Source organism: Mycolicibacterium gilvum, from assembly GCF_900454025.1.
GTDB classification, from domain to species: Bacteria; Actinomycetota; Actinomycetes; order Mycobacteriales; family Mycobacteriaceae; genus Mycobacterium; species Mycobacterium gilvum.
In genome coordinates this window covers 2,089,648-2,116,456 of record NZ_UGQM01000001.1, presented here as the reverse complement: position 1 = coordinate 2,116,456, position 26,809 = coordinate 2,089,648, and the positions used below count along the sequence as shown (strand labels likewise).

24 protein-coding genes and 2 tRNA genes are annotated in these 26,809 nt (G+C 68.1%); 8 read left to right on the top strand and 18 right to left on the bottom strand.

Annotation, left to right across the window (positions count from 1 at the left end; genetic code table 11):
- Positions 1-26: 26 nt before the first annotated feature.
- Complete coding sequence (locus DYE23_RS09955) at positions 27-1,136, bottom strand: cystathionine gamma-lyase (RefSeq protein ID WP_115327124.1); 1,110 nt, start codon at positions 1,134-1,136, stop codon at positions 27-29.
- A gap of 3 nt (positions 1,137-1,139) precedes the next feature.
- Positions 1,140-2,135, bottom strand: coding sequence for an NAD(P)H-dependent glycerol-3-phosphate dehydrogenase (locus DYE23_RS09950; protein WP_235660368.1), 996 nt, complete (start codon positions 2,133-2,135; stop codon positions 1,140-1,142).
- Between the two features lie 53 nt (positions 2,136-2,188).
- Here DYE23_RS09950 and cofC point away from each other — a divergent pair, with 53 nt between their 5' ends.
- The 3 genes from cofC (at position 2,189) to mutT1 (ending at position 5,994) form a co-directional block, all read left to right on the top strand.
- Positions 2,189-2,833, top strand: coding sequence for a 2-phospho-L-lactate guanylyltransferase (gene cofC / locus DYE23_RS09945; RefSeq protein ID WP_041788673.1), 645 nt, complete (start codon positions 2,189-2,191; stop codon positions 2,831-2,833).
- Between the two features lie 66 nt (positions 2,834-2,899).
- Positions 2,900-5,089 carry an RNA degradosome polyphosphate kinase gene (locus DYE23_RS09940; RefSeq protein ID WP_115327123.1) on the top strand — a complete coding sequence of 730 codons (2,190 nt, stop codon included), beginning with the start codon at positions 2,900-2,902 and terminating at the stop codon, positions 5,087-5,089.
- 23 nt (positions 5,090-5,112) lie between these two features.
- The gene (gene mutT1, locus DYE23_RS09935; protein WP_115328922.1) at positions 5,113-5,994 is read left to right on the top strand and encodes an 8-oxo-(d)GTP phosphatase MutT1; all 882 of its coding nucleotides are present in this window, start codon (positions 5,113-5,115) and stop codon (positions 5,992-5,994) included.
- 113 nt (positions 5,995-6,107) lie between these two features.
- Here mutT1 and DYE23_RS09930 read toward each other — a convergent pair whose 3' ends face one another.
- The 3 genes from DYE23_RS09930 to leuC form a co-directional block, all read right to left on the bottom strand.
- On the bottom strand, positions 6,108-6,761 hold the full coding sequence (locus DYE23_RS09930) for an HU family DNA-binding protein (protein ID WP_011895069.1): 654 nt from the start codon (positions 6,759-6,761) through the stop codon (positions 6,108-6,110).
- A gap of 201 nt (positions 6,762-6,962) precedes the next feature.
- A complete protein-coding gene (leuD, locus tag DYE23_RS09925; protein ID WP_011895070.1) occupies positions 6,963-7,556 on the bottom strand; it encodes a 3-isopropylmalate dehydratase small subunit in 594 nt (197 codons plus the stop codon).
- A 20-nt stretch (positions 7,557-7,576) separates the two neighbouring features.
- Positions 7,577-9,022 carry a 3-isopropylmalate dehydratase large subunit gene (gene leuC, locus DYE23_RS09920; protein WP_011895071.1) on the bottom strand — a complete coding sequence of 482 codons (1,446 nt, stop codon included), beginning with the start codon at positions 9,020-9,022 and terminating at the stop codon, positions 7,577-7,579.
- Positions 9,023-9,060: 38 nt separating this feature from the next.
- On the opposite strand from leuC, the gene DYE23_RS09915 reads away from it, so the two are divergent.
- The gene (locus tag DYE23_RS09915) at positions 9,061-9,762 is read left to right on the top strand and encodes an IclR family transcriptional regulator (RefSeq protein WP_011895072.1); all 702 of its coding nucleotides are present in this window, start codon (positions 9,061-9,063) and stop codon (positions 9,760-9,762) included.
- Positions 9,763-9,824: 62 nt separating this feature from the next.
- Here DYE23_RS09915 and DYE23_RS09910 read toward each other — a convergent pair.
- From DYE23_RS09910 to DYE23_RS09895, 4 genes are all read right to left on the bottom strand, one after another.
- Positions 9,825-9,897, bottom strand: a tRNA-Glu gene (locus DYE23_RS09910).
- A gap of 62 nt (positions 9,898-9,959) precedes the next feature.
- Positions 9,960-10,034 (bottom strand) — tRNA-Gln (locus DYE23_RS09905).
- Positions 10,035-10,162: 128 nt separating this feature from the next.
- Positions 10,163-11,638: a glutamate--tRNA ligase gene (gltX, locus tag DYE23_RS09900; RefSeq protein WP_115327122.1), complete on the bottom strand. Its 1,476-nt coding sequence runs from the start codon at positions 11,636-11,638 to the stop codon at positions 10,163-10,165.
- Positions 11,635-12,423: a fumarylacetoacetate hydrolase family protein gene (locus DYE23_RS09895; RefSeq protein ID WP_011895074.1), complete on the bottom strand. Its 789-nt coding sequence runs from the start codon at positions 12,421-12,423 to the stop codon at positions 11,635-11,637. The genes gltX and DYE23_RS09895 overlap by 4 nt, the downstream gene beginning before the upstream one ends.
- 116 nt (positions 12,424-12,539) lie before the next feature.
- Here DYE23_RS09895 and DYE23_RS09890 point away from each other — a divergent pair, with 116 nt between their 5' ends.
- Entirely contained in the window at positions 12,540-13,751 is a 1,212-nt protein-coding gene (locus DYE23_RS09890) for an MFS transporter (protein WP_115327121.1), read from the top strand.
- Here DYE23_RS09890 and DYE23_RS09885 read toward each other — a convergent pair.
- The 3 genes from DYE23_RS09885 to serA all read right to left on the bottom strand — a co-directional run bounded on the left by DYE23_RS09885 (position 13,735) and on the right by serA (position 16,930).
- Positions 13,735-14,226 (bottom strand): hypothetical protein, encoded by a 492-nt coding sequence (locus DYE23_RS09885; protein ID WP_172527741.1) that lies wholly within the window; start codon positions 14,224-14,226, stop codon positions 13,735-13,737. The genes DYE23_RS09890 and DYE23_RS09885 overlap by 17 nt on opposite strands.
- A gap of 110 nt (positions 14,227-14,336) precedes the next feature.
- Positions 14,337-15,347, bottom strand: a complete 1,011-nt coding sequence (locus DYE23_RS09880; protein ID WP_013472164.1) for a 3-isopropylmalate dehydrogenase — start codon at positions 15,345-15,347, stop codon at positions 14,337-14,339.
- Positions 15,344-16,930, bottom strand: coding sequence for a phosphoglycerate dehydrogenase (serA, locus tag DYE23_RS09875; protein WP_115327119.1), 1,587 nt, complete (start codon positions 16,928-16,930; stop codon positions 15,344-15,346). Before serA ends, DYE23_RS09880 begins: the two co-directional genes overlap by 4 nt.
- 32 nt (positions 16,931-16,962) lie before the next feature.
- On the opposite strand from serA, the gene DYE23_RS09870 reads away from it, so the two are divergent.
- Entirely contained in the window at positions 16,963-18,393 is a 1,431-nt protein-coding gene (locus tag DYE23_RS09870; protein WP_178061068.1) for a phytoene desaturase family protein, read from the top strand.
- A 45-nt stretch (positions 18,394-18,438) separates the two neighbouring features.
- Here the strand turns inward: DYE23_RS09870 and DYE23_RS09865 are convergent, their stop codons facing one another.
- From DYE23_RS09865 to DYE23_RS09850, 4 genes are all read right to left on the bottom strand, one after another.
- Positions 18,439-19,062, bottom strand: coding sequence for a DUF3159 domain-containing protein (locus tag DYE23_RS09865; protein ID WP_041788675.1), 624 nt, complete (start codon positions 19,060-19,062; stop codon positions 18,439-18,441).
- Positions 19,063-19,143: 81 nt separating this feature from the next.
- Positions 19,144-20,157 carry a ketol-acid reductoisomerase gene (gene ilvC / locus DYE23_RS09860; protein ID WP_011895081.1) on the bottom strand — a complete coding sequence of 338 codons (1,014 nt, stop codon included), beginning with the start codon at positions 20,155-20,157 and terminating at the stop codon, positions 19,144-19,146.
- 54 nt (positions 20,158-20,211) lie between these two features.
- Positions 20,212-20,712, bottom strand: a complete 501-nt coding sequence (gene ilvN / locus DYE23_RS09855) for an acetolactate synthase small subunit (RefSeq protein WP_011895082.1) — start codon at positions 20,710-20,712, stop codon at positions 20,212-20,214.
- A 64-nt stretch (positions 20,713-20,776) separates the two neighbouring features.
- Positions 20,777-22,639, bottom strand: coding sequence for an acetolactate synthase large subunit (locus DYE23_RS09850; RefSeq protein WP_011895083.1), 1,863 nt, complete (start codon positions 22,637-22,639; stop codon positions 20,777-20,779).
- 271 nt (positions 22,640-22,910) lie between these two features.
- Between DYE23_RS09850 and DYE23_RS09845 the strand changes: the two genes are divergently transcribed.
- On the top strand, positions 22,911-23,306 hold the full coding sequence (locus tag DYE23_RS09845; RefSeq protein WP_178061066.1) for a PH domain-containing protein: 396 nt from the start codon (positions 22,911-22,913) through the stop codon (positions 23,304-23,306).
- A gap of 15 nt (positions 23,307-23,321) precedes the next feature.
- Here the strand turns inward: DYE23_RS09845 and DYE23_RS09840 are convergent, their stop codons facing one another.
- The gene (locus DYE23_RS09840) at positions 23,322-24,155 is read right to left on the bottom strand and encodes a DoxX family protein (RefSeq protein WP_178061064.1); all 834 of its coding nucleotides are present in this window, start codon (positions 24,153-24,155) and stop codon (positions 23,322-23,324) included.
- A 148-nt stretch (positions 24,156-24,303) separates the two neighbouring features.
- On the opposite strand from DYE23_RS09840, the gene DYE23_RS09835 reads away from it, so the two are divergent.
- Positions 24,304-25,425, top strand: coding sequence for a PQQ-dependent sugar dehydrogenase (locus DYE23_RS09835; protein WP_115327117.1), 1,122 nt, complete (start codon positions 24,304-24,306; stop codon positions 25,423-25,425).
- 4 nt (positions 25,426-25,429) lie between these two features.
- On the opposite strand, the gene DYE23_RS09830 is transcribed toward DYE23_RS09835, so the two are convergent.
- Entirely contained in the window at positions 25,430-26,794 is a 1,365-nt protein-coding gene (locus DYE23_RS09830; RefSeq protein ID WP_011895087.1) for a sensor histidine kinase, read from the bottom strand.
- Positions 26,795-26,809 lie beyond the last annotated feature (15 nt).

Sequence of the window (26,809 nt, the reverse complement as noted above, 5' to 3'; positions counted from 1 at the left end):
CTGCAGACGTTACCGGTTCAGCGTTGTCACGCCGGTCCGAGTGCCTGCTGCAGGTCGCTGACCAGGTCGTCGGTGTCCTCGATGCCCATCGACATCCTCGCGAAGCCGGCGGCGACGGAGTCGCCCCAGCGTGCGCGGCGATCCACCGAGGTGTGGATGCCGCCGAAGCTCGTCGCCGCGACCAGTAGGGCGCTGCGGTCCACCAGGGCATGCACGGCGTCGGCGTCGGCCAGCTCGAAGGACACGATGCCTCCGAACCGGCGCATCTGCCTGGCGGCGACCTCGTGCGACGGATCGTCGGCCAGTCCGGGGAAACGCACCGACCGCACCGCGGGGTGTGACCGCAGCGTCAGCGCGACAGCGGCCGCGTTCTGACACTGCCGGTCGAACCGGAGCCCGGCACTGCCGAGGCTGCGCGTCACCAGCCAGGCCTCGAACGCGCCGAGGATCGCTCCCGCGTGCAGACGATCACGCTCCACCCGCTCCATCAGCTCGGGATGGCTGCCCGCGACATAGCCGGCCAGCACGTCGCTGTGACCGGCGAGAGCCTTGGTGGCGCTGGCCACCACGAGATCGGCGCCCAGCGACAGCGGTTGCTGGCCGAACGGGGTGGCGGTGGTGTTGTCGACGACGAGGACGGTGCCGCGCGACCGGCACGTGAGTGCCAGCCGGTGCAGGTCGACCACGTCGAGTTCGGGGTTGGACGGTGTCTCGGCGAGCACCACGTCGGCGCGCGCGGCCGCATCAACCATGTCGGCGCAGCGCGCTTCGACGACGGTCACCCCGCGGGGGGCGAGGTACTCCCGGGCGTACGCGCGGACCTGGTAGTAGCCGTCGGCGGGGACGACGAGCGTGTGCCCCGGTTGTGCGAGCACGCGCAGCACCGCGGTCAGCGCGGCCATCCCGGAGGCGAAAGACAAAGCAGCGGCGGCGCCTTCGAGTTGCGCGAGGGCCGATTCGAGCTGTCGCCAGGTCGGGTTGGATCGGCGCCCGTAGCTGTCCAGCGTGTCGTCCTCGTCGGCGGCGAGGTGGTACGCAGAGGCGAAAACCGGTGGGGCCGCTACTGCTGTGCCCGGAACATCCTGAGAGGCAACAGCTTTGACACTCCGGGTGGAGTCGCCGTGGGTCCCGGCCATCGGCTACTCCGGTTTGGTCGTTCGGCCGAGGAGCAGGGCGATCGCCTCGTCGACGGACAGTCCTTTGTGACACACCCCGTGGACCGCCTCGGTCAGGGGCATCTCGACGTCGTAGCTCGCGGCCAGCGCGAGCACCGACCGGCAGGACGTCACCCCCTCGGCCACGTGGCCGCCGGTCGCGTCGAGCGCGGCCTGCATCGTGCCTCCCTTGCCCAGCCGTTCTCCGAAAGACCGGTTTCGGGAGTGCGGCGACGTGCACGTCGCGACGAGATCCCCGATCCCGGCGAGACCGGCCAGGGTGGCCGGCTTGGCGCCCAATGCGATTCCGAGGCGCATGATCTCGGCCAGACCTCGGGTGATGATGGCGGCCGCGGTGTTCTCGCCGAGTCCGGCTCCGGCCGCCATTCCACAGGCGAGGGCGATGACGTTCTTACAGGCGCCGCCGATCTCGGCGCCGATGACATCGGCGTTGGTATAAGGGCGGAAATAGCCGGTGGCCAGTGCCCGCTGCAACGCCACCGCCCGGCCGGAGTCGGTGCACGCAACGACGGTGGCCGCCGGTTGCCCGGCCCCGATCTCACTGGCGAGATTGGGTCCGGTGACGACCGCGATGCGTCCCGGGTCCGCGCCGGTCACCTGGGCGATGACCTGGCTCATCCGCAGGAGGGTGTCGAGCTCGATGCCCTTGGCCAGGTTCACCAGGGTGGCATCGGCGCCCACGTGCGATTTCCAGGCTTCGAGGTTGGTCCGTAGGGTCTGGGACGGCACCGCAAACAGCACCGTGCAGGCGCCGGTGAGGGCGTCGGCGGCGTCGCTGGTGGCGCGGATCGACTCGGGCAGCGTCGCATCGAGGTAGTTGTCGTTACGGTGCGTGCGGTTGATCGCATCGGCGAGCTCGGGTCGACGCGCCCAGAGCGTCACACTGTTACCCGCGTCGGCCAGTACCTTCGCCAGAGCCGTGCCCCATGCCCCGGCACCCATCACCGCCGCCTCAACCACGGCTTCAGAGTAGCCGGGAATAATCGACTGGCAGGATGGCGCTCGTGAGCGGCATGAGAAACAGCGCTCCGGACGCCGACATCGGACTGGTGATCGCGGTCAAGCGGCTCACCGCCGCCAAGACACGGCTGGCTCCGGTCCTCTCGGCGACCAACCGCGAGAGTGTGGTGCTCGCGATGCTCGTCGACACGATCGGCGCCGCGATCACGGTGCCCGCGGTGCGCTCGGTGCTCGTCGTCACCCCCGACGACGGCGCCGCATCCGCGGCCCGGCGACTCGGTGCACGGGTGTTGGCCGACCCGACTCCCGCCGGTCACCGGGATCCGCTGAACAACGCGCTGTCGGCAGCCGAAACGGCGATTCGCGAAGAGTGCTCCAATATCGTTGTCCTACAAGGAGATCTACCAGCTCTCAAGAGCGTCGAACTCGCCGAGGCGCTGCACGCGGCCCGCGCCCATCCGCGCAGCTTCGTCACCGACCGGCACGGCACGGGCACCGCGGCGTTGTTCGCGTTCGGTGTGGCCCTGCAACCACGTTTCGGCGCCGGCTCCGCACAGCGTCACCGCGAGTCGGGCGCGGTCGAGTTGACCGGCGACTGGCCGGGACTGCGCTCCGACATCGACACTCCCGAGGACCTCGTCGCCGCGTGCGAACTCGGCGTGGGCCCGGCGACGTCGCAGGCAATCTCGGCGGCGTGAGGATTTCGCCCACCGTTGGCCGGCCGTAGTGGCACGGGGACCCGGGAATAGGGAATCATCAGGTACATGACCGAAGCCCAGACCCGCACCGAGCCCTCGGAGTCCTCGGAGTCCTCGGAGGCGGTGGCGCCGGCGATCACGAGCGCCGCGGATTCGGCACCGGAGGCGCCACCGGCGACGACCGCCCCGGCGATCGAGAATCCCCTCCCCGAGGACCGCTACCTCAACCGGGAGTTGAGCTGGCTGGACTTCAACGCCCGCGTCCTCGCGCTGGCCGCCGATCCGTCGCTGCCGCTGTTGGAACGCGCGAAATTCCTTGCGATCTTCGCCTCCAACCTCGACGAGTTCTACATGGTGCGGGTCGCCGGGCTCAAACGCCGCGACGAGATGGGACTGTCGGTGCGCTCGGCCGACGGGCTGTCCCCCCGTGAGCAGTTGCGCCGGATCAGCGAGCGCACCCAACAGATCGCCAGCCGCCACGCCCACGTGTTCCTGGATTCGGTCCGGCCCGCGCTCGCCGACGAGGGCATCGTGATCGTCACCTGGGCGCAACTCGACGACGCCGAACGCGCGAAACTCTCGACCTATTTTCACGAGCAGGTCTTCCCGGTGCTGACCCCACTCGCGGTCGACCCGGCCCACCCGTTCCCGTTCGTGAGCGGGCTGAGCCTCAATCTCGCGATCACCGTCAAACACCCCGACGACGGCGGCCAGCATTTCGCCCGAATCAAGGTGCCCGACAACGTCGACCGTTTCGTCGAGCTGCCCGCCCGCGGCGACTCCCCCGGCGTGGTCCGATTCCTTCCGATGGAGGAGTTGATCGCGGCGTTCCTGACCGTCCTGTTCCCCGGTCTGGAGATTGTCGAGCATCACGCGTTCCGCATCACCCGCAACGCCGACTTCGAGGTCGAGGAAGACCGCGACGAGGATCTGCTGCAGGCGTTGGAGCGCGAACTGGCCCGCCGGCGCTTCGGATCGCCCGTGCGGCTGGAGGTCTCCGACGACATGACCGAGAGCATGCTCGAGCTTCTGCTGCGCGAGCTCGACGTCGCTCCCGGTGACGTGGTCGAAGTACCGGGGCTGCTTGATCTCTCGTCGCTGTGGCAGATCTACAGCGTCGACCGGCCGGGCCTCAAGGATCCGCCGTTCGTTCCCGCCACCCCGTCGGCGTTCGGCGAGCGCGAGACGCCCAAGAGCATCTTCTCCGCCCTGCGCGACGGCGACGTGCTCGTCCACCATCCGTACGACTCGTTCTCCACGACAGTGCAGCGGTTCATCGAACAGGCCGCGGCCGACCCCAACGTGCTGGCGATCAAGCAGACGCTCTACCGCACCTCCGGCGACTCGCCGATCGTCAACGCCCTCATCGACGCCGCCCAGGCGGGCAAGCAGGTGGTGGCGCTCGTCGAGATCAAGGCGCGCTTCGACGAGCAGGCGAACATCAAATGGGCACGAGCACTCGAACAGGCCGGCGTGCACGTGGTTTACGGCCTCATCGGGTTGAAGACACATTGCAAGACATGTCTGGTGGTGCGTCGTGAGGGATCGACGATCCGCCGCTACTGCCACATCGGCACCGGGAACTACAACCCCAAGACCGCGCGCCTGTACGAGGACATCGGCCTGCTGACCGCCGCACCGGACATCGGCGCCGACCTCACCGACCTGTTCAACTCGCTGACCGGATACTCCCGTAAGGAGTCCTACCGCAATCTCCTCGTCGCGCCGTACGGTGTCCGCCGCGGGATCATCGAACGCATCGACCGTGAGATCGCCGCCACCCGTGACGGCGCCGAGGGCCGGATCAGGTTGAAGGCCAACGCTTTGGTCGACGAACAGGTCATCGACGCGCTCTACCGGGCATCCCAGGCGGGGGTCCAGGTCGAGGTGGTCGTCCGCGGCATCTGCGCGCTCCGCCCGGGCGAACCCGGTTTCTCGGACAACATCACGGTCCGCTCGATCCTCGGCAGGTTCCTGGAGCATTCCCGGATCATCCATTTCCGCGCGATCGACGAATACTGGATCGGCAGCGCCGACATGATGCACCGCAATCTGGACCGCCGCGTGGAAGTGATGGCACAGGTGAAGGATCCGCGCCTGACCACCCAGCTCAACGACATCTTCGACTCGGCCGCCGATCCACGCACCCGGTGCTGGGAACTGGGCAGCGACGGTCACTGGACGGCGCTGCCCCAGGAAGGGCACAGCGTCAGGGACCATCAGATCTCGCTGATGGAACGCCGCCGGCATCCGTGAAAGCAGTGACGAAGACCTCGATCATGGCGGCGGGCGCGGTGCTGTGGCGCCCCCAGGACGGCACCGACGCACCGGAGATCGCGATCATCCACCGTCCGCGCTACGACGACTGGTCCCTACCCAAGGGCAAGGTCGACCCGGGTGAGACCGACACCGTCGCCGCGGTCCGGGAGATCGAGGAGGAGACCGGCTTTCGGTCTCACCTCGGACGCCGGCTGCCGACCGTCACCTATCCGGTCGACGGCGCTGTCAAGAAGGTGCGGTACTGGGCGGCGCGAGCCGTCGGCGGGGAGTTCGTGCCCAACGACGAGGTCGACGAGATGAAGTGGCTGCCTGCCGACAGAGCGATCGCCGAACTCGGCTATCCCCACGACCGCAAGGTCGTCCGCCGGTTCCTGAAGCTCCCCGCCGACACCAAGACGGTCCTGATCGTGCGGCACGGCACCGCCGGTGACAAGAAGCGGTACCGCGGTGACGACCGAAAGCGCCCGCTCGACAAGCACGGACGGGCCCAGGCCGAATCTCTCGTCGGGCAACTCCTGGCCTTCGGCGCCGCCGAGCTGTTCGCGGCCGACCGCGTGCGGTGCCGCCAGACGCTCGAGCCGCTGGCCGAGGAATTGGGCGTGAGCATCGCCGGGGAACCCACGCTGACCGAAGAGGCCTACGCCGAGGACCGCAAGGCGGCGCGGGCACGGATCCTCGACATCGCCGAGACCGCCGGGACGCCGGTGATCTGCAGTCAGGGCAAGGTGATCCCCGACCTCATCGCGTGGTGGTGCGAGCGCGACGGTGTCCGCGCCGACAAGTCCCGCAACCGCAAGGGCAGTACGTGGGTGTTGTCGCTGGCCGAAGGCCGTCTGGTCGCGGCCGACCATCTCAGCAGCGCGTTGCCCCCGAAGAAGTGACACCGCAGATGAATTCAACCGGGCGGCGGGATCCCGTTCGCGCCGGTTGACGCAGCCACACACAAATACGCCGCGGAACCCCGAGGGTCCGCGGCGTATTCGTGTGAGCTTGACTACTTGCGTCCGCGCTTGGCCGGAGCCTTCTTGGCGGGCGCCTTCTTGGCCGGAGCCTTCTTGGCGGGCGCTGCCTTGGTCGCGGCCTTCTTGGCCGGAGCCTTCTTGGCAGGTGCTGCCTTCTTGGCGGCCGGAGCCTTCTTGGCCGGTGCCGCCTTCTTGGCGGCGGTCTTCTTGGCCGGTGCCGCCTTCTTGGCGGGTGCGGCCTTCTTCGCCGGAGCCTTGGTCGCAGCCTTCTTGGCAGGTGCTGCCTTCTTGGCTGCGGTCTTCTTGGCGGGCGCGGCCTTCTTGGCCGGAGCCTTCTTGGCCGCCTTGCGGGCGGTGCTCGCAGCTGCGACGCCGCGCTTGACCGCCGGGCCTTCGGCCGGAAGCTTCTGCGCGCCAGACACAACGGCCTTGAACTGAGCACCGGGACGGAACGCCGGGACGGAGGTGGGCTTGACCTTCACCGTCTCGCCAGTGCGCGGATTACGCGCCACTCGGGCTGCGCGACGACGCTGCTCGAAAACACCGAAGCCGGTGATGGTGACACTCTCACCTTTGTGCACCGCGCGGACGATGGTGTCGACGACATTCTCCACCGCCGCAGTCGCTTGCCGACGATCCGAGCCCAACTTCTCCGTGAGTACGTCGATGAGCTCTGCTTTGTTCATGCAAAACCTCCGAAATTAGTGGTCCTCCTTGGACCGACTAATGCACACGGTAAACCCAATGGCCACTGATTTCCAAGAGCCACGCGCAATTTCGGGCCAGCTCAGCGAACTTTTTTCAATCCGCTTGGCTCCCTTACCGTCCTGCGCCGTGTAGCCAAAAGGGGGTTACCGGTGCGGGATTTCGGTGTTTTCAGCCGCCGATCACGCGGGCAGAGTGCGTGGTTTCCACGACGGCCGATGAGTTTCGAAATCCTCGATTTCGTCGAGTTTGCGCAGCGTAAGGCCTATATCGTCGAGTCCCTCCAGCAGCCGCCACGCGGTGTAGTCGTCAATCGTGAACGGCACCATGACCGTTCCGGCGGTGACGGACCGATCTTGAAGATTCACAGTGATTTCCGTCCCGGGATGTTGCTCGATGACCTTCCACAACAATTCCACGTCATCCTGTGTGACTTCGGCGGCGAGCAGTCCCGCTTTTCCGGCGTTGCCCCGGAAGATATCGGCGAAACGGGACGAGATGACCACCCGGAATCCGAAGTCCATCAGCGCCCAGACCGCATGCTCGCGCGAGGATCCGGTGCCGAAATCCGGTCCGGTGACCAAGACCGAGCCCTGGTCGAACGGTGGCTGATTGAGCACGAACGACGGATCGTTGCGCCATGCGGCGAACAGACCGTCCTCGAATCCTGTGCGGGTCACCCGTTTCAGGTAGACGGCCGGGATGATCTGGTCGGTGTCGACGTTGGAGCGGCGCAGCGGCACGCCGATCCCGGTGTGGGTGCGGAAGGCTTCCATCACGAAATCTCCTGTCGTTCTCAGCGGGTGGGTTCGGCGGTCAGGTCGGCGGGCGAGGAGAGCGTGCCGCGGACCGCTGTCGCCGCGGCGACGGCCGGGGACACCAAATGCGTTCGGCCACCCTTACCTTGCCTGCCCTCGAAATTGCGGTTCGAGGTCGACGCGCACCGCTCACCGGGAGCCAGTTGGTCCGGGTTCATGCCCAGGCACATCGAGCAGCCTGCCTGACGCCACTCGGCGCCTGCGGCAGTGAAGATCTCGCCGAGACCCTCGGCTTCGGCCTGCGCGCGCACCCGCATGGACCCCGGCACCACGAGCATCCGCACGTCGTCGGCCACCGTGCGGCCGCGCAGGACGTCGGCGACCACGCGCAGATCCTCGATCCTGCCGTTGGTGCAGGAGCCGACGAAGACCGCGTCGACCGGGATCTCTCGCATCGGGGTACCCGGGCGAAGGTCCATGTAAGCCAAGGCTTTTTCGACGGCCGACCGCTCGCCCTCGTCGAAGATCATCTCGGGGTCCGGAACGGAATCCGACAGCGGCACACCCTGGCCCGGGTTGGTGCCCCAGGTGACGAACGGACTCAACGACGCGGCGTCGATGTAGACCTCGGTGTCGAACTGGGCGCCCTCGTCGGTGCGCAACAGCTTCCAGGCCTCGACCGCGGCGTCCCAGTCGGCACCCTGCGGAGCGTGCGGACGTCCCTTCAGGAACTCGAAGGTCGTCTCGTCGGGAGCGATCATGCCTGCGCGGGCGCCGGCCTCGATGCTCATGTTGCAGATCGTCATCCGGCCTTCCATCGACAGCGATTCGATGGCGCTGCCGCGGTATTCGATGACGTGCCCCTGACCGCCGCCGGTGCCGATCTTGGCGATCACCGCCAGGATGACGTCCTTGGCGCTGACCCCGGGCGGCAGCTCGCCGTCGACATTGACCGCCATCGTCTTGAAAGGTCGCAGCGGCAGGGTCTGGGTGGCGAGCACGTGCTCGACCTCCGAGGTGCCGATGCCCATCGCCAGAGCTCCGAACGCGCCGTGGGTGGAGGTGTGACTGTCGCCGCACACGACCGTGGTGCCCGGCTGGGTCAGCCCGAGCTGCGGTCCGATGATGTGGACGATGCCCTGTTCGACGTCGCCCATCGGGTGCAGCCGGATGCCGAATTCCTCACAGTTGCGGCGCAGGGTTTCGACCTGGGTGCGTGACACGGGATCGGCGATCGGCTTGTCGATGTCGACGGTCGGGACGTTGTGGTCCTCGGTGGCGATGGTCAGATCCGGCCGGCGCACCGGGCGGCCGGCCAGTCGCAGCCCGTCGAACGCCTGGGGGCTGGTGACCTCGTGGACCAGATGGAGGTCGATGTAGATCAGGTCGGGTTCGCGCGCCGCGCCCTCCCCCGATCCGGAAACGACGACATGGTCGCTCCACACCTTCTCGGCGAGCGTGCGGGGCTGATTCGCAACGGCCATCTTGACTTTCTCACATTCTGGGAAGCTAGTATCTCCTTGTGAGACAGAATAGCGGTATCGGCGTTCTGGACAAAGCGATCACCGTGTTGCACGCGGTGGCCGAGTCCCCATGTGGGCTCGCCGATCTCTGCGAGCGCACGGACCTGCCGCGCGCGACGGCCCACCGCCTCGCCGTCGGACTGGAAGTGCACCGGCTGCTCGCCAGGGACGGCGACGGACTGTGGCGGCTCGGCCCCGCACTCACCGAACTGGCCGGCCACGTGAACGATTCACTGCTGGCCGCCGGAGCCGTGGTCCTGCCGCGGTTACGCGAGCTCACCGGAGAGAGCGTGCAGCTGTACCGGCGCGAGGGCACCAGCCGGATCTGCGTCGCGGCTCTGGAACCTCCTGCCGGGCTTCGCGATACCGTGCCCGTCGGTACCCGGCTGTCGATGACCGCGGGGTCGGGCGCCAAGGTGCTGCTCGCCTATGCCGACACCCACACCCAGCAGGCTGTGCTGCCGAACGCGAAGTTCACCGACCGCACGCTCGCCGAGGTGCGCAAGCGCGGATGGGCCCAGAGTGCCGCCGAGCGCGAACCGGGTGTCGCGAGCGTGTCGGCGCCGGTGCGCGACGGCCGCGGAGCCGTCATCGCCGCCGTGTCGGTGTCGGGTCCGATCGACCGGATGGGCCGGCGCCCCGGTGCCCGCTGGGCAGCAGATCTCGTCGCCGCCGCCGATGCGCTGACCCGTCGCCTCTGATTCCCACCCGAAAGCCAGAAACGAAAAACTCCGGGCCTGCATGAGGCCCGGAGTCTGTGTTGTACCCCCGATGGGATTCGAACCCACGCTACCGCCGTGAGAGGGCGGCGTCCTAGGCCGCTAGACGACGGGGGCCAGAACTACTTTCCGGTTGGTCAGCATAGCTCAGGAGAGATTGCTGACCTAATCAGTGGCATTGGCTGGGGTACCAGGACTCGAACCTAGAATGGCGGTACCAGAAACCGCTGTGTTGCCAATTACACCATACCCCAATGCCAGCTCGTAACCGCTGGTCACAAGCTGTTTTCCGACCCGGTGCGCACCTTCTGCATCTCTGCGGGCCGGTGCGCTCGAACTCTTGGGCCGACGAGCAGACTACCAAAGATTTCCGACCGGTTTTTCACGCGTCCATGGTGACGGCCGCCGCGGCATGATCCCGGCCGGCCCGTAACCGCTCAAGGCTGCGGTCGCGGCCGAGAAGTTCCAGCGACTCGAACAGCGGAGGGCTGATCGACGAGCCCGTGACCGCGACCCGCACCGGACCGAAAGCTTTCCGCGGCTTGAGCTCAAGGCCGTCGATCAGCGCCACCTTGAGGGCATCCTCGATCTGCGCGGTGGTCCACTCCCCGACCCCTTCCAGGGCCGCCAGAGCGGCGGTGAGCACCGGAACCGCGGTGTCCTTGAGTTCCTTGCCCGCCGATTTCTCGTCGAGCGCGAACGACGACTCGTCGAGGAACTTCAGCAGATCCCACGCGTCGCCCAACACGACGATGCGTGTCTGCACCAGCGCCGCCGCCTCGGCGAACCGTGCGTCGTCGAGGCCGGTGTCGTAGCCGTGCGCGGAGAAATAGTCGGCGAGACGCCGCACGAACTCCGCTTCGTCGAGTCGGCGGATGTGTTCGGCGTTGAGTGCGTCGGCCTTCTTCTGATCGAACCGCGCGGGATTGGAGTTGACGTCGGCCACATCGAACGCCGCGACCATCTCCTGCACGCTGAAGATGTCGCGATCGTCGGCGATCGCCCAGCCCAGCAGCGCAAGGTAGTTCAACAGGCCCTCGGGGATGAATCCACGCTCCCGGTGCAGGAACAGGTTCGATTGCGGATCACGCTTCGACAGCTTCTTGTTGCCCTCGCCGAGTACTGACGGCAGGTGCGCGAACTGCGGTGTCATATCCGTCACACCGATCCGGATCAGCGCGGCGTAGAGCGCGAGCTGACGTGGCGTGGAGGGCAGCAGGTCCTCACCGCGCAGCACATGGGTGATCTTCATCAACGCGTCGTCGACGGGGTTGACCAACGTGTACAACGGATCTCCGCTGCCACGGGTCAACGCGAAGTCCGGGACCGAACCAACCGGAAACGTCGTCTCGCCGCGCACGAGGTCCACCCAGGTCATGTCGGCGTCGGGCATCCGCAGACGCACCACCGGTTGCCGTCCTTCTGCCCGGAACGCCGCCCGCTGCTCCTCGGTCAGATCGCGGTCGAAGTTGTCGTAGCCCAGTTTCGGGTTCCGGCCCGCCGCGAGGTGGCGCGCCTCGACCTCCTCGGCCGTCGAGAACGCCTCGTAGGCCTCGCCGGCGGCGAGCAGTCGCCGGATCACGTCGAGATAGAGGTCCCGGCGCTGGGACTGGCGATACGGCGCGTAGGGCCCACCGACCTCGGGCCCCTCGTCCCAGTCCATGCCGAGCCAGCGCAACGCATCCAGCAGCGCGAGATAGCTCTCCTCGCTGTCGCGCTGGGCGTCGGTGTCCTCGATGCGGAAGACGAAATCGCCGCCGGTGTGCCGCGCGTAGGCCCAGTTGAACAGCGCCGTGCGGATCAGCCCGACGTGCGGTGTGCCTGTGGGCGACGGACAGAACCTGACCCGAACCTTCACGACTTGCCTTTCCGCACAACAGGATTGCTCAGTGTTCCGATACCTTCGACGGTGATGCTGACGGTGTCGCCGTGCTCGAGCGGACCGACGCCCTCCGGCGTGCCCGTCAGGATCAGGTCGCCCGGCAGCAGGGTCATCACCGACGAGATCCATTCGATGATCGCGCCGATGTCGTGGATCATCAGCGACGTCCGGCTGTGCTGCTTGAGCTCGCCGTTGACCTCCGTACGGATCTCCAGGTCGGAGGGGTCGATGTCGGTGACGATCCACGGGCCCACGGGGCAGAAGGTGTCGTGCCCCTTGGCACGCATCCACTGGCCGTCCTTCTTCTGCTGGTCACGGGCCGACACGTCGTTGGCGATCGTGTACCCGAGGATGTTCTCGGCGGCCCGCGACGCCGGAACGTCCTTGCAGGGCCGCCCGATCACGGCCGCGAGCTCCCCCTCGAAATGCACTGGGTCGGCATCGGCGGGAAGCTGGATCGGCGTGTAGGGCCCGATGATCGCGGTGTTGGGCTTGAGGAAGATGATCGGGTCTTCGAAGGTCCCGCCGCCCATCTCCTCGATATGGGCGGCATAGTTCTTTCCCATGCACACCACCTTGCTGGCGAGGATCGGTGCGAGCAGTCGGACGTCGGCGAGTGGCCACTGCCGGCCGGTGAACGTCGGGGTACCGAACGGATGCTCCGCGATCTCGCGGGCGACCGCGGCGGCCGGGTCGTCGGGCGGGCCTTCGACGGCGACGAAGGCGACTCCATCTGGGCTGGCGATTCGACCGAGGCGCATGACGTCAGCCTAGTGCCCGGGCCGATGTCGCCGGTAACACGGCCACACGCCTGAACACGTCTCATATTTCGAGATCAATGTTCAGTATTTTGAGACGGCTGTGAAAACATGGCGCCATGGCCCCCTCGTCGATCGGCCCCACGCGGCGCTGGCTGATGCTGGCGATCGGGCTGCTGACCACGCTGTGCGCCAACGTCTTCATCAACGGGGTGGCATTCCTCATCCCGACCCTGCACGACGAGCGCGGGCTCGATCTCGCGGGCGCGGCTCTGATGTCGTCCCTGCCGAGCCTGGGCATGGTCGTGACGCTCATCGCCTGGGGATACGTGGTGGACCGCATCGGCGAGCGCGCCGTACTGACCGCGGGATCGGCCCTGACCGCTGCCGCATCGTTCGCCGCAGCCTCGATGGACACCCTGCTGACCACGGGCATCTTCCTGTTCCTCGGCGGGATGGCCGCGGCGAGCAGCAACACCGCCAGTGCACGGCTGGTCGTCGGCTGGTTCGACGCCGAACGACGCGGACTGGTGATGGGGATCCGCCAGACCGCTCAGCCGCTCGGTGTCGGGGTCGGCGCCCTGGTGATCCCGCGACTGGCCGAAAGCCACGGACTCTCAGCGGCATTGCTGTTCCCCGCCGTCGTGTGCGCGGTGTCGGCCGTGCTGTGCCTGGCCGCCGTCATCGATCCACCGAGGCCCGCACGCGCCGACGCCGCCCGGACCGACCTGGCCAACCCGTACCGCAACTCCGCGATGCTCTGGCGCATCCATCTGACGTCGGTGCTGCTCGTCATCCCGCAGGTCGTCGTGTGGACGTTCACCTTGGTCTGGATGATCTCCGAACACGGCTGGTCCCCGGAATCGGCAGGCGTGCTCGTCATGGTCGCCCAGATCATGGGCGCCGCAGGCCGTATCGGGGCCGGTCGATGGTCGGACCATTACGTCCGTCGCTCCGGAGATCTCATCGCGTCCCGGCTGCGTCCCATCCGGATCATCGCCGCGGCCGCGGCGGCGTCGATGGCACTGCTGGCGCTCACCGACCTGGTGAATTCGCCGTTGAGCATCGCGTTGATGATGGTCGCGTCGGTGATCAACGTGTCGGACAACGGATTGGCGTTCACCCTGATCGCCGAGTACGCCGGGCCGTTCTGGAGCGGCCGGGCCCTGGGCACCCAGAACACCAGCCAGTTGTTCGCCCAAGGCGTCGCCCCTCCGCTGTTCGGAGGGTTGATCGCGGTGGCCGGCTACCCGGTCGCCTTCGCCGTCTGCGCGCTGCTGCCGGTGCTGGCCATCCCTGCCGTGCCGTTGAAGGTCACGGTGGACCGCTAGGTACGGCTCGCGGCAGAACCATCAGTGCGGCAACGAGAAAGCACAGCGCCCCGAGGAACGTCCCGAAGTTGGCGAGCCACTCGTCGACGGTGACCCCGTCGCCGCGGACGAACGCCGACACCGCGGACACGCCGAACGCGACGCATCCCGCCAGGTTCACCGCAGCGGCGCGCCAGGCGCCGCTGCGGAACGCCAGAACTCCCGTCACCGGCGCGACCGAGACCATCGCGAGAACGCCACTGACCAGGAAGAAGATCGAGCCGGTCACATTGGGCACCCAGACATACCGGCGTTCCTCGGTGACCGCGTGCGCCCACACGGCAGCGCCGGTGCTCAGGTTGAACAGCACGGTGCCCCCGAATTGCACGAACGCCGAGGACCATTCGAACCGCACCCGCCGGTCCGAGAGCGCGAGTTGCATCCACGCGGCGGTGGTGAAGAACCAGGAACCCACGAAGCACAGCGAGTCTGCCACCGCGGCGCCCGCCCAGCCGGGAAAACCCGGCGCGGTCGCCAGCGCGAAGAGCGTCGAGCCGATCGCGAAGAGCCCGCACTGCCGCGTCAGCGACGCGAACCCCGTGATGGCTACAGCTTTCCGAGGATCCGATCGCCCACCTGAGTGGTCGAGAGCTTCTCGTCCCCGCGGGTGGCCAGGTGCTCGGCGACGGCCTTGTCGACCCGGACCGCCGCATCGATCTCGGCCATGTGGGCCAGCAGCAGCGACACCGACATGATCGCGGCCGTCGGGTCAGCGATGCCCTGCCCGGCGATATCGGGCGCGCTGCCGTGCACGGGTTCGAACATCGACGGGTTCGTCAGCGTCGCATCGATGTTGCCGCTGGCCGCCAGGCCGATACCACCACACACCGCCGCGGCGAGGTCGGTGATGATGTCGCCGAACAGGTTGTCGGTGACGATCACATCGAAGCGGCCCGGGTCGGTGACCATGTGAATGGTGGCGGCGTCGACGTGCTGGTAGGCGACCTCGACCTCCGGGTACTCCGCGGCGACCGCCTGCACGGTGCGCCACCACAGGGACCCGGCGTTGGTCAGCACATTGTTCTTGTGCACCAACGTCAGATGCTTGCGCCGCTGCTGGGCACGCTTGAACGCGTCCTGCACGACACGGCGCACACCGTAGGCGGTGTTGACACTGACCTCGGTCGCGATCTCGTGCGGGGTACCGACCCGGATCGCGCCGCCGTTACCGGTGTACGGACCCTCGGTGCCCTCCCGGACCACGACGAAGTCGATCTCGGGATTCCCGGCCAGCGGACTCTGCACACCCGGGTAGAGACGTCCGGGACGCAGGTTGATGTGGTGGTCGAGCTCGAAACGGATGCGCAGCAACAGGCCACGTTCCAGCACACCGCTGGGCATCGACGGATCGCCGATCGCGCCGAGCAGGATCGCGTCGTGACCCTTGAGCTCGTCGAGCACCGAGTCGGGCAGCACCTCACCTGTGCGGTGATACAGCCGGGCGCCGAGGTCGTACTCGGTCTTCTCCACCCCCGGCACGACGGCGTCGAGCACCCTGAGGGCTTCGCCGATGACTTCGGGTCCGATGCCGTCGCCGGCGATCACCGCGAGTTTCATGTCAGATCCACCACTTCCAGGGTCAGGGCGTTGACATCACGTCCGATACCGGCGAGCACATCGGCCGGAACCTCCCGGTCGACACGCAGCATGAGCGTCGCGCCCTCACCGTCGGCGTCCTGGCTGAGCTGCGCGGCGAGGATGTTGACGTTCGCACCGCCGAGCAGCGTGCCGATCTTGCCGAGCGCACCGGGCTGGTCGTGGTAGTTGATGATCACGTTCACGCCCTCGGCGCGCAGATCCAGGTTGCGGCCGTTGATCTGGACGATCTTCTCGACCAGCTGCGGACCCGTCAAAGTGCCCGAGACGTTCACGGTGGAGCCGTCGGCCGCCACCGCACGCACATCCACCACGCTGCGGTGGTTCGGGCTCTCGCTCTCGGTGTCGATGGAGGCCTCCACACCGCGTTCGGTGGCCAGCGCCGGCGCGTTGACGAACGTCACCTGGTCCTCGATGACGGCCGAGAACAGGCCGCGCAGCGCCGAGAGCCGCAACACCTCAACCTCCTCGGAGGCGAGTTCGCCGCGCACCTGAACGCAGAGGTTGGTGGGCAGCTCGGCCGACAGCGCCCCGACGAGCAGGCCCAGCTTGCGCACCAGATCGAGCCACGGAGCGACCTCTTCGCCGACGGCACCGCCACCGACGTTGACGGCGTCGGGCACGAACTCCCCGGCCAGCGCGAGCTTCACGCTGGCGGCGACGTCGGTGCCGGCGCGGTCCTGCGCCTCGACCGTCGAGGCACCGAGGTGCGGGGTGACAACGACCTGCGGGAGCTCGAACAGCGGACTGTCCGTGCACGGCTCGGTGGAGAACACGTCGAGTCCGGCGCCGCGGACGTGGCCGCTGGTGATCGCGTCGGCGAGCGCCTGCTCGTCGATCAGCCCGCCGCGGGCGGCGTTGACGATGATGACGCCGGGCTTTGTCTTGGCCAGCGCCTCCGTGCCGATCAGGCCCGCGGTCTCCTTCGTCTTGGGCAGGTGCACCGAGATGAAGTCGGCGCGCGAGAGCAGTTCGTCGAGTGTGAGCAGCTCGATGCCCAGCTGCGCGGCCCGCGCATGGGACACGTAGGGGTCGTAGGCGGTGATGTGTGCACCGAATGCGGCGAGCCGCTGGGCGACCAGCTGCCCGATGCGGCCCAGGCCGACCACGCCGACGGTCTTGCCGAAGATCTCGGTACCCGAGAACGCCGATCGCTTCCAGGTGTGCTCGCGCAGCGTCGCATCGGCGGCCGGGATCTGCCGGGCCGTCGACAGCAGCAGCGCCAGCGCGTGCTCGGCGGCGCTGTGGATGTTCGACGTCGGCGCGTTGACGACGAGCACTCCGCGGGCGGTCGCGGCGTCGACGTCGACGTTGTCGAGGCCGACGCCCGCGCGGGCGACGATCTTGAGCTTCGGGGCCGCGGCGAGCACCTCGGCGTCGACGGTGGTGGCCGACCGCACCAGCAGCGCGTCGGCGTCGGCGACGGCGGCCAGCAGCTTTTCGCGGTCCGGCCCGTCGACCCAGCGGACCTCGACCTGGTCGCCCAGGGCCTCCACCGTCGATTGGGCCAGCTTGTCGGCGATCAGTACTACAGGAAGACTCACGAGGCCTCAGCCTAATGGGCTCTAATGGCCAGGTGGAATTGACCGTCGTCGGGAGTGGGCCCAACGGGTTGGCTGCGGCCGTGATCTGCGCGCGAGCTGGGGTTTCGGTGCGTGTGGTGGAAGCACAACCCACCGCGGGGGGCGGCGCGCGCACCCTGCCCGACCCGGAGTTCTCCGGTGTTTCGCACGACATCTGCTCGGCGGTGCACCCGCTGGCACTGGCGTCACCGTTCTTCGCGGCGTTCGATCTGAGGGCTCGCGGTGTGACGCTGGAGGTCCCCGAGGTGTCCTACGGCAACCCGTTGCCGGGCCGCCGGGCGGCGATCGGCTACCTCGACATCGACCGCACCTGCGCCGAGCTCGAAGACGGCGAGCCGTGGCGGCGACTGTTGGGACCGCTGGCGGCCGACTGCGACGGGGTGGTCGGGTTGTTGCTCGGGGACAAGCGTTCGATCCCGCCCAGCATTCCCGCCGCGCTGCGGGTCGCCCCGCGCCTGCTCGCCCAGGGCACTCCCGCGTGGGGCACCCTCCTCGGAGAGGATGCCAGAGCACTGTTCACCGGCGTTGCGGCACATACGATTTCACGGATGCCGTCGCTGGTCGCGTCGGGGGCGGGACTGATGCTGTCCACGCTGGCCCATGCCGTCGGCTGGCCGATCCCGGTCGGCGGCTCACAGGCCATACCCGACGCGCTGATCGCCGACCTGCGCGCCCACGGCGGTGAACTCGTTGTCGGCGAGGAGGTTTCGACACCGCCCTCGGGTGTGGTGCTGTACAACACCGCGCCGACGGCTCTGCTGGACATCTACGGGGACCGGCTGCCGTCGCGCTACGCGCGCACGTTGCGCCGCTATCGCTACGGGCCGGGTGTCGCGAAGGTCGACTTCGTCCTGTCCGGTGAGATCCCCTGGCGCGACAAACGGTTGGCGAGCGCACCCACTCTGCACATGGGCGGCGACCGGGCGACGATGGCACTGGCCGAGAAGGACATCGCCGAGGGCCGCCACGCGCAGTGGCCAATGGTGTTGGCGTCACTGCCCCACCTCGCCGACCCGGGCCGGATCGACGCCGCGGGGCGGCGTCCGCTGTGGACGTACGCGCACGTGCCGGCCGGATCGACCGTCGACATGGCCGAGACCATCACGGGCGTGTTCGAGCGGTTCGCCCCCGGCTTCCGAGACCTCGTCGTCGGCGTCCGCAGCGTGCCCGCAGCCCGGCTCGCCGACCACAACGCCAACCTCGTCGGCGGCGACATCGGCGTCGGGGGAAACAACATGTTCAGTGCGCTGACCGGCCCGGCGCTGCGGTGGAATCCGTGGGCCACGCCGATCCCGCGGACCTATCTGTGCTCGTCGGCGACTCCTCCCGGCGGCGGCGTGCACGGCATGGCCGGCTACTACGCCGCGCGCACCGTGCTGCGTCGCGAGTTCGGGATCAGGGAGATGCCGCCGCTGGCACCGTGATTCGGGTGTCGTCGGTCACGCCTGCGTTGACCAACGACACCGAAATCACTCGGGCACGCCGCGCGGCAGCGTCCGCATCGCGGTGCGGATCGCGAGGTAGATCAACGTCGACGTCAACAGGAACACCGGCCAGCCCATCGCGATCCGGGCGACGGCGAGCAGACCCTCCTGGTCGGTGTCGTAGAGGTAGAACTGCACCGCGAACCGGGTCGCCGACACCGCAGCCATCATCAGCGTGACCAGATCGAAGGCGATTCGCACGCGGCGGGTGCGCCGCCAGGTGTCGTCGCGTCCCGTCATCCACGCCCAGACGACGCCGATCAGCGGGCGGCGTGCCAGCACCGACGCGGTGAACAGCACGGCCAGCGCCAGGTACATCCAGATGCCGGGAAGGTAGAAGTCCTTCGCCCGGCCGGTGACGAGCGCGAAACCGGCGCCCGCGGCGACACCCGCGAAACCGAACATCGCCGGCCGCGTCGACTCCCGCCGCACCAGCTGCACGGTCATCACCAGCGCGCCGGCGACCACGGCGGCGATCAGCGCAGGCATCAGACCGGCGATCGCGTTCCCCGCGGCGAACGTCGTCACCGGCAACGCGGTGTACACCAGTCCGCGGATCCCGCCGGCACGGGTGAGCAGCGCGCTGGCCGGCGTCGGGGTGCCCGTCATGAAAACCGAGCGTACCGACCCGGTGATTTCGGTGTAGTTGGTCACGCCTGCGTTGACCAACTACACCGAAATCCCAGAAAATCAGGCAGTCTCGGTGATCGGCCGGTCGACCCAGCTCATCAGGTCGCGCAGCTTCTTGCCGGTGACCTCGATCGGATGCTCGGCGTTCTGCTTGCGCAGACCCTCGAGCTCCTTGTTCCCACCCTCGACGTTGGCGACCAGACGCTTGACGAACGTGCCGTCCTGGATGTCCTTGAGGATGTCCTGCATCCGCTTCTTGGTGTCGGCGTCGATCACGCGCGGGCCGGACAGGTAGCCGCCGAACTCCGCGGTGTCGGACACCGAGTAGTTCATCCGCGCGATACCGCCCTCGTACATCAGGTCGACGATCAGCTTGAGCTCGTGCAGCACCTCGAAATAGGCGAGCTCGGGCTCGTAACCGGCCTCGACCATCACGTCGAACCCGGTCTTGACCAATTCTTCGGTGCCGCCGCACAACACGGCCTGCTCACCGAACAGATCGGTCTCGGTCTCGTCCTTGAACGTGGTCTTGATGACCCCGGCGCGGGCTCCGCCGATGGCAGCGGCGTAGGACAGCGCCAGCGCCTGGCCCTCACCCTTGGGATCCTGGTCGACGGCGATCAGGCAGGGCACGCCCTTGCCGTCGACGAACTGGCGACGCACCAGGTGGCCGGGCCCCTTGGGGGCGACCATGCCGATGGTGACGTTGGCCGGCGGCTTGATCAGCCCGAAGTGGATGTTGAGGCCGTGGCCGAAGAACAGCGCGTTGCCGTCTTCGAGGTTGGGCTCGATGTCCTTGGTGAAGATCTCGGCCTGCGCGGTGTCGGGCGCCAGCAGCATGATCACGTCGGCCCACTTGGCGACCTCGGCCGGGGTGTCGACGTCGAGACCCTGCTCGGTGACCTTGTCGCGAGACTTCGAGCCCTCCTTGAGGCCGACCTTGACCTCGACACCCGAGTCGCGCAGGCTCAGCGAGTGCGCGTGCCCCTGGCTGCCATAGCCGATGACGGCGACCTTGCGGCCCTGAATGATCGACAGGTCCGCGTCGGCGTCATAGAACATCTCAACTGCCATCTTTATGAATCTTCTTTCTGCTCATCGCTTTTCGATTGCGAGCTTTTCGGATAACTACTTGGTGCTGATACCGCGCGGGCCGCGGGACAGCGACACCACACCGGACTGGACGATCTCCCTCACCCCGTAGGGTTCGAGCACCCGCAGCAACGCCTCGATCTTCTCAGGCGTGCCGGTGGCCTCGACGGTCAGCGACTCGGTCGAGACGTCGACGACCTTGGCACGGAACAGATTGACCGCCTCGATGACCTGACCGCGGGTCGTCGCATCGGTACGGACCTTGATCAGTGCGAGCTCGCGCGAGACCGAATGCTCCTCGTCCTGCTCGACGATCTTGATCACGTTGATCAGCTTGTTGAGCTGTTTGGTGATCTGCTCCAGCGGAGATTCCTCGACATCGACCACGATGGTCATCCGCGAGAGGTCTTTGTGTTCGGTGGCGCCGACGGCCAGCGACTGGATGTTGTAGCCGCGGCGCGAGAACAGCGACGCGACCCGGGCCAGGACGCCGGGTTTGTCCTCGACGAGCACCGACAGCGTGTGCGTGGTGGCCATCAGCGTGCTCCGTTCTTCGCGCAAGCGCTCATGCCCGCTTGGATGTTCTTCGCGCAAGCGCTCATCACGCATGCCCCTCTTCGTTGTCGAACAGCGGACGGATCCCGCGTGCCGCCTGGATCTCATCATTGCTGGTGCCTGCGGCGACCATGGGCCACACCTGGGCGTCCGCGCCGACGACGAACTCCACCACCACGGGACGGTCGTTGATCGCCCGCGCCTGGGCGATCACGTCGGCCACGTCTTCCTCACGCTCGCAACGCAATCCGACGCAACCGAGCGCCTCGGCGAGCTTCACGAAGTCCGGGATGCGACGGGTGTGGGTGGCGAGATCGGTTTGGCTGTACCGCTCTTCGTAGAACAGCGTCTGCCACTGCCGCACCATGCCCAGGTTGCCGTTGTTGATCAGCGCGACCTTGATCGGCACGCCCTCGATCGCGCACGTCGCCAGTTCCTGGTTGGTCATCTGGAAGCAGCCGTCGCCGTCGATGGCCCACACCTCGGCCTCGGGACGACCCATCTTGGCGCCCATCGCCGCGGGCACCGCGAAGCCCATGGTGCCGAGCCCACCGGAGTTGAGCCACGTCTTGGGCTTCTCGTAGGAGATGAACTGCGCGGCCCACATCTGGTGCTGCCCGACGCCCGCGACGTACACCGCGTCCGGGCCGGCCATCTTGCCCAGCGTCTCGATCACGAACTCCGGAGACAGGCTGCCGTCGCTCTGCGGGCCGTAGCTCAGCGGGAACGTCGCCTGGATCCCCCGCAGCGACTCCCACCACGCGTCGAGTTCGACCGCGCCCTGACCGTCGCGTCGGAGCACCTCGATCAGATCGGCGATCACGTTCTTCACATCCCCGACGATCGGCACGTCGGCATGGCGGTTCTTGCCGATCTCGGCCGGGTCGATGTCGGCGTGAATGACCTTCGCCTCGGGCGCGAACGAGTCCAGCTTGCCCGTCACACGGTCGTCGAAGCGGGTGCCGAGCGCGATGAGCAGATCGCTGCGCTGCAGCGCCGCCACCGCGGCGACGGTGCCGTGCATACCCGGCATGCCCAGGTTCTGCGGATGGCTGTCGGGGAACGCGCCGCGGGCCATCAAGGTGGTGACGACCGGGATCCCGGTCAGCTCGGCCAGATCGAGCAGCTGCTCGGAGGCCTCGCCGCGGATGACGCCGCCGCCGACGTAGAGCACGGGCTTGCGGGATTCGGCGATCAGCTTGGCGGCTTCGCGGATCTGACGGTTGTGCGGCTTGGTGTTCGGCTTGTAGCCGGGCAGTTCGAACTGCGGCGGCCAGGCGAACGTGCACTGGCCCTGCAGCACGTCCTTCGGGATGTCGACGAGCACCGGACCGGGCCGGCCACTGGCGGCGATGTGGAACGCCTCGGCGATGACGCGGGCGATGTCGTCACCGTCACGCACCAGGAAGTTGTGCTTGGTGACCGGCATGGTGATGCCGGAGATGTCGGCTTCCTGGAAGGCGTCGGTGCCGATCAGCGCGCGTCCGACCTGGCCGGTGATGGCCACCATCGGGATCGAGTCCATGTAGGCGTCGGCCAGCGGTGTCACCAGGTTGGTCGCGCCCGGCCCCGAGGTCGCCATGCAGACGCCGACCCGGCCGGTCGCATGGGCGTAGCCGCTGGCGGCATGCCCGCCGCCCTGCTCGTGGCGGACCAGCACGTGGCGCAGCTTCTGCGAGTCGAACAGCGGGTCATAGACCGGCAGCACCGCCCCGCCGGGAATGCCGAAGATGACGTCGACCCCGAGTTCCTCGAGTGAGCGGATCACCGCCTGCGCTCCGGTGAGTTGGTGCGGGGCAACGACATTGGGTTGCGCCTGGGTCGTCGCGGAGTTGTACTTCGCGGCGGCCGCTGTCCCGTTCGTCGGGGTCTCCGACTGCTCGGGCGGTCGCTTGGTAGGTGCGCTCACGGTGTCCTCTGGTCTTTCTCGCTCGGCTGATCTTCTCAAATCGGTGTTGGGGCAACAAAAAACCCCCGTCAGCCCGGCGGCTGTACGAGGGTGCGCGTTGATGCGGTTGTGCTATGCCCGAATCAGGGCCAGCGCGGCATCAACGCGCGAGCCAATTACTACGAGCAGGGTCTGCATAGCAGACGACGGTAGCCGCCGTACCGGCCCGAGGTCAAATCCCGGCCCCGGGCGCCCGGCGCACCCACCCGGGCCGCGGTGCGATGATGGCGACATGCGTTCCTCCTCCGCGCCCGAGTCGGCCCCTGTCGTGATCAGGATCTCGCCGATGGCCCACGTCGCGGTGGGCTTCCTGACCGTCGCGCTGCTGGCCGTCGTGCTGGCCGGACCGATCTGGTTCCTCCTGTTGTTCCTGATCCCGGCGGGGGTGTCCTACGCGGTGGCGCGCTACCGCACCGTCGCCGACCGGGACACGGTCACCGCCCGGACCCTGTTCGGCAAGCAGACCGTGCGCTGGGAGGACATTCACGGATTGCGGTTCGGTCGTCAGGCCTGGGCGGTGGCGCGGCGACGCGACGGTTCCGAGCTGACCCTGCCCGGGGTGACGTTCGCGACACTGCCCGTGCTGACCGCCGCCAGCGGCGGACCGGTGCCCAACCCCTACGAATAGCGGCGAGTAGCGGGCTCAGCCCAGCGGATTGGCGCCGTTGAGCAGCACCCAGATGGCCACCCCGGCGCCGGCGCCCAGGATCAGGGCGGCGATGGAGCCGACAAACGGCCTGCGGGCCCAGCCGCGGCCGGCATCGAGCCCGTACCTGCCCGGACCGACCAGGATGATCGCGGCGACCGCGACCAGCAGCACGATCTGGTATTCGTGGCCGTCGGTCAGGAACGACGACAACCGCGCGTCGTTGTGGGCGAGCGTGGCCTCGGCGAGCGTCGCGGTGACCAGGTATCCCAGTGCCCCGGCGGCGGCGATCGGGGTGAACAGGCCGAGCACGAGCAGTACGCCCGCGGCGATCTGGCCGCCGGCGGCGACGTAGCTCAGGATGTCGGCGTTGCGGAAGCCCACGTCGGTCAGCTGGTCACGGAAGCCGCCCAGACCGGGGCCGCCCCAGAGTCCGAAGACCTTTTGCAGGCCGTGACCGATGAGCAGCGCACCGACCGCGACGCGCAGCAGCAGCAGGCCCAGGTCCTGGGTGCCGCGGCGGTCGCCGCTGTGGCGGTCCGGGTCGACGCCCACCTCGGTCGGCGCGGCCGCCGAGCCGTAGGCACCCGGCGCCAGACCGGTGCTGGGCTGCACATACGGCAGCGGCTCGGGATCGTTGAGCAGAGCGAAGGGTTGCTGCGCCTCGGCGGGCTTGGCCGAGTCGTAGCGCGGGATCGCGGTGGTCTCGAAGTCACCGCCGTAGTTCGCCGACGGAAGATCGTCCTCGGGGTCCACCAGGCTCGCCGACGCCGGTCGCCCGGCCGAGTCGTCGGGCCGCTGCCACGGGCGGGGGTCAAGGGGACTCGTCACGACAGCCAGGGTAAGTGCAGAACGATCCCGTGCCGGGAATTCACTCGGCGCGTTGAGCACGGGTTTCTCCGCAGCGCCGCAGGTCGGGACAGGTCGGCTCCGGGGAGCGCGTGGCGGGGCCGGCCAGACGATCCGTAATCTGGCTGCCATGAGCGAGCGTCGGTCGTCGGGGGCCTTTGTCGTGCTGCTGAGCGCGGCGCTGCTGGCCGGTGCCGGCTGTGCCCGCTTCGACTCGGCGCAGTCCCAGCCGTTCACCACCGAACCGCAGCTCGCGCCGGGACCCACCTCGACCCCGCCGCCGCCTCCCCCGCTGCCCGCCAAGCCGTTCCCCAAGGAGTGCCCGGCACCCGGCGTGATGCAGGGGTGCCTGGAGAGCACCAGCGGTCTGATCATGCTGCCGGACAGCCAGTCGGCGCTGGTCGCAGAACGGACGACCGGTGCGGTCAAGCAGGTGTCGGTGCGCGCCGAGCCGATCCAGAAGATGATGATCCCGGTCGACGGCAGCGGCGACGGCGGTCTGATGGACATCGTGCTGTCCCCCACCTACACGCAGGACAGGCTGATGTACGCCTACATCAGCACGCCGACCGACAACCGGGTGGTGCGCATCGCCGAGGGCGACCCGCCCAAGCCGATTCTCACCGGCATCCCCAAGGGCGCGACCGGCAACACCGGCTCCCTGATCTTCACCAGTCCGACGACGCTCGTGGTGCAGACCGGCGATGCGGGCAATCCGGCGCAGGCCGCCGATCCGGGCTCGATGGCGGGCAAGATGCTGCGCATCGAGCAGCCGACGACGGTCAACCAGGCGCCGACGACGACCGCGCTGTCGGGGTTGGGACCCGGTGGCGGCATGTGCATCGACCCGTCCGACGAGTCGCTGTACGTCACCGACCGGACGCCGACCGCCGACCGCCTGCAGCGCATCACCAAGGACTCCCAGGTGTCGACCGTGTGGACATGGCCGGACCGACCCGGGGTCGCCGGGTGCGCGGCGCTCGACGGCACGGTGCTGCTCAATCTCGTCAACACCAAGCAGACCGTCGCGGTGCGGATGGCGCCCGAAACCGGCGCGGTGACCGGCGACCCGGAGGTGGTCCGGCAGGACCAGCACGGTCACGCGTGGGCGTTGGAGGTCTCCCCGGACGGCAACGTGTGGGGCGGCACCGTCAACAAGACCTCCGGGGACGCGATGAAGCTCGACGACGTCGTCTTCCCGCTGTTCCCGCAGGGCGGCGGCTTCCCGCGCGCCAACGACGAGAAGACCTGATCGGCTAGCTGGGGCCGGAGCCGGGCAGGCGCAGCATCAGCCGCGTCCCGCCCTGCGGACTGACCTCCAGCGACGCTGTGCCCCCGTGGATCTCGGCCTGCTGGGCGACCAGCGCCAGTCCCAGTCCGGACCCCGACCGCGATGCGGTGGTGCCGCGGTGGAAGCGTGCGAACACCTCGGCACGCTCCTCTTCGGGGACGCCGGAACCGTTGTCGTCGACCGCGATCTCGACGCCGGTGTGCGAACTGACGACGCTGAGCCGGATCTGGGTGGCCCCACCGTGTTTGACCGCGTTGGCGATCGCGTTGTCGATGACGAGCCGGAGGCCGGCAGGCATGCCCAGCATCAGCACCGTCGTCGACGAGGCCAGCGTCACCTCCACGCCCGGATAGTTGTGCATCGCGTCGTGGGCGGCCCGGTCGAGGAGTTCGGCGACGTCGACGGGGACGAAGTCGTCCACCGTCGTCAGCTCGCCCTGGGCGAGACGTTCCAACGCGGTCAGCGTCGCCTCGATGCGCGACTGCGTGCGGATGACGTCGCCGAGGACCTCCTGGCGCTGCTCGGCGCCGAGGTCGAGAGTCGCGAGGACCTCCAGGTTGGTCCGCATCGCCGTCAGTGGTGTGCGCAGTTCATGGGACGCGACGGCGGCGAAGTCGCGGGCCGACTCCAGCGCGGCTCTGGTCCGCTGCTGCTCGTCGCCGATGCGCGCGAGCATGCCCTCGACGGCCTCGGAGATCTCGACGGCCTCCCAGACGCCGCGCACCTGGACCTCGTCGGGATTGGACTGCGCATTGATGGCACGCGCCTGCTGGGCCAGCAGCCGGAACGGGTTGACCATGATCAGCCCGATCACCCAACCGACCAGCATGGTGGTCAGGATCACGCCCGAACAGATCCAGAACACCCGCCAGTGCAGGGAATCGATGCGGGCCTGCGTCTCGGCCATCGGCGCGCCGAGCGCGATGGACGCGTTGCCGGTCTTGATCGTGCGGACCCGGTACTCGACACCGTCGATGGTGGCGTCGGCGTAACCGCTGTCGAGGTCGGGCAGCACGATGTCGGCGGGAATCGAGACGGTGCTGCCGGCCCACCGGGCGGTCCGGACGAGTCCACCCTCGGTGGGTTCGGGGCCGACCCCCTCCTGGGCGCTGCGCAGCAGGGTGTTGACGTCCCCGAGGCTCGACAGGGAGTCCAGGCGCCGGTCGAGCTGGTCGTACTGGTCGTTGGTGACGCCCACCCACACCCACACGCCGAGGGTGAGCACGAGGATCGTCACACCCAGCTGCGACAGGATCACGATGGAGCGCAGCGACAGCCAGCGCAGTGGGTGGTCAAGGACGCGGTAGACCAGGTCCTGAATTCGCGTCATCGCGTCGACACTAGA

Coding starts and splice junctions, on each gene's coding strand:
- DYE23_RS09955 (WP_115327124.1), bottom strand. CDS start 1,136: ATGGCCGGGACCCACGGCGACTCCACCCGGAGTGTCAAAGCTGTTGCC.
- cofC (WP_041788673.1), top strand. CDS start 2,189: ATGAGAAACAGCGCTCCGGACGCCGACATCGGACTGGTGATCGCGGTC.
- DYE23_RS09940 (WP_115327123.1), top strand. CDS start 2,900: ATGACCGAAGCCCAGACCCGCACCGAGCCCTCGGAGTCCTCGGAGTCC.
- mutT1 (WP_115328922.1), top strand. CDS start 5,113: ATGGCGGCGGGCGCGGTGCTGTGGCGCCCCCAGGACGGCACCGACGCA.
- DYE23_RS09930 (WP_011895069.1), bottom strand. CDS start 6,761: ATGAACAAAGCAGAGCTCATCGACGTACTCACGGAGAAGTTGGGCTCG.
- leuD (WP_011895070.1), bottom strand. CDS start 7,556: ATGGAAGCCTTCCGCACCCACACCGGGATCGGCGTGCCGCTGCGCCGC.
- leuC (WP_011895071.1), bottom strand. CDS start 9,022: ATGGCCGTTGCGAATCAGCCCCGCACGCTCGCCGAGAAGGTGTGGAGC.
- DYE23_RS09895 (WP_011895074.1), bottom strand. CDS start 12,423: ATGCGCCTCGGTCGAATCGCCAGCCCAGATGGAGTCGCCTTCGTCGCC.
- DYE23_RS09890 (WP_115327121.1), top strand. CDS start 12,540: ATGGCCCCCTCGTCGATCGGCCCCACGCGGCGCTGGCTGATGCTGGCG.
- DYE23_RS09880 (WP_013472164.1), bottom strand. CDS start 15,347: ATGAAACTCGCGGTGATCGCCGGCGACGGCATCGGACCCGAAGTCATC.
- DYE23_RS09865 (WP_041788675.1), bottom strand. CDS start 19,062: ATGACGGGCACCCCGACGCCGGCCAGCGCGCTGCTCACCCGTGCCGGC.
- ilvC (WP_011895081.1), bottom strand. CDS start 20,157: ATGGCAGTTGAGATGTTCTATGACGCCGACGCGGACCTGTCGATCATT.
- ilvN (WP_011895082.1), bottom strand. CDS start 20,712: ATGGCCACCACGCACACGCTGTCGGTGCTCGTCGAGGACAAACCCGGC.
- DYE23_RS09845 (WP_178061066.1), top strand. CDS start 22,911: ATGCGTTCCTCCTCCGCGCCCGAGTCGGCCCCTGTCGTGATCAGGATC.
- DYE23_RS09835 (WP_115327117.1), top strand. CDS start 24,304: ATGAGCGAGCGTCGGTCGTCGGGGGCCTTTGTCGTGCTGCTGAGCGCG.
- DYE23_RS09830 (WP_011895087.1), bottom strand. CDS start 26,794: ATGACGCGAATTCAGGACCTGGTCTACCGCGTCCTTGACCACCCACTG.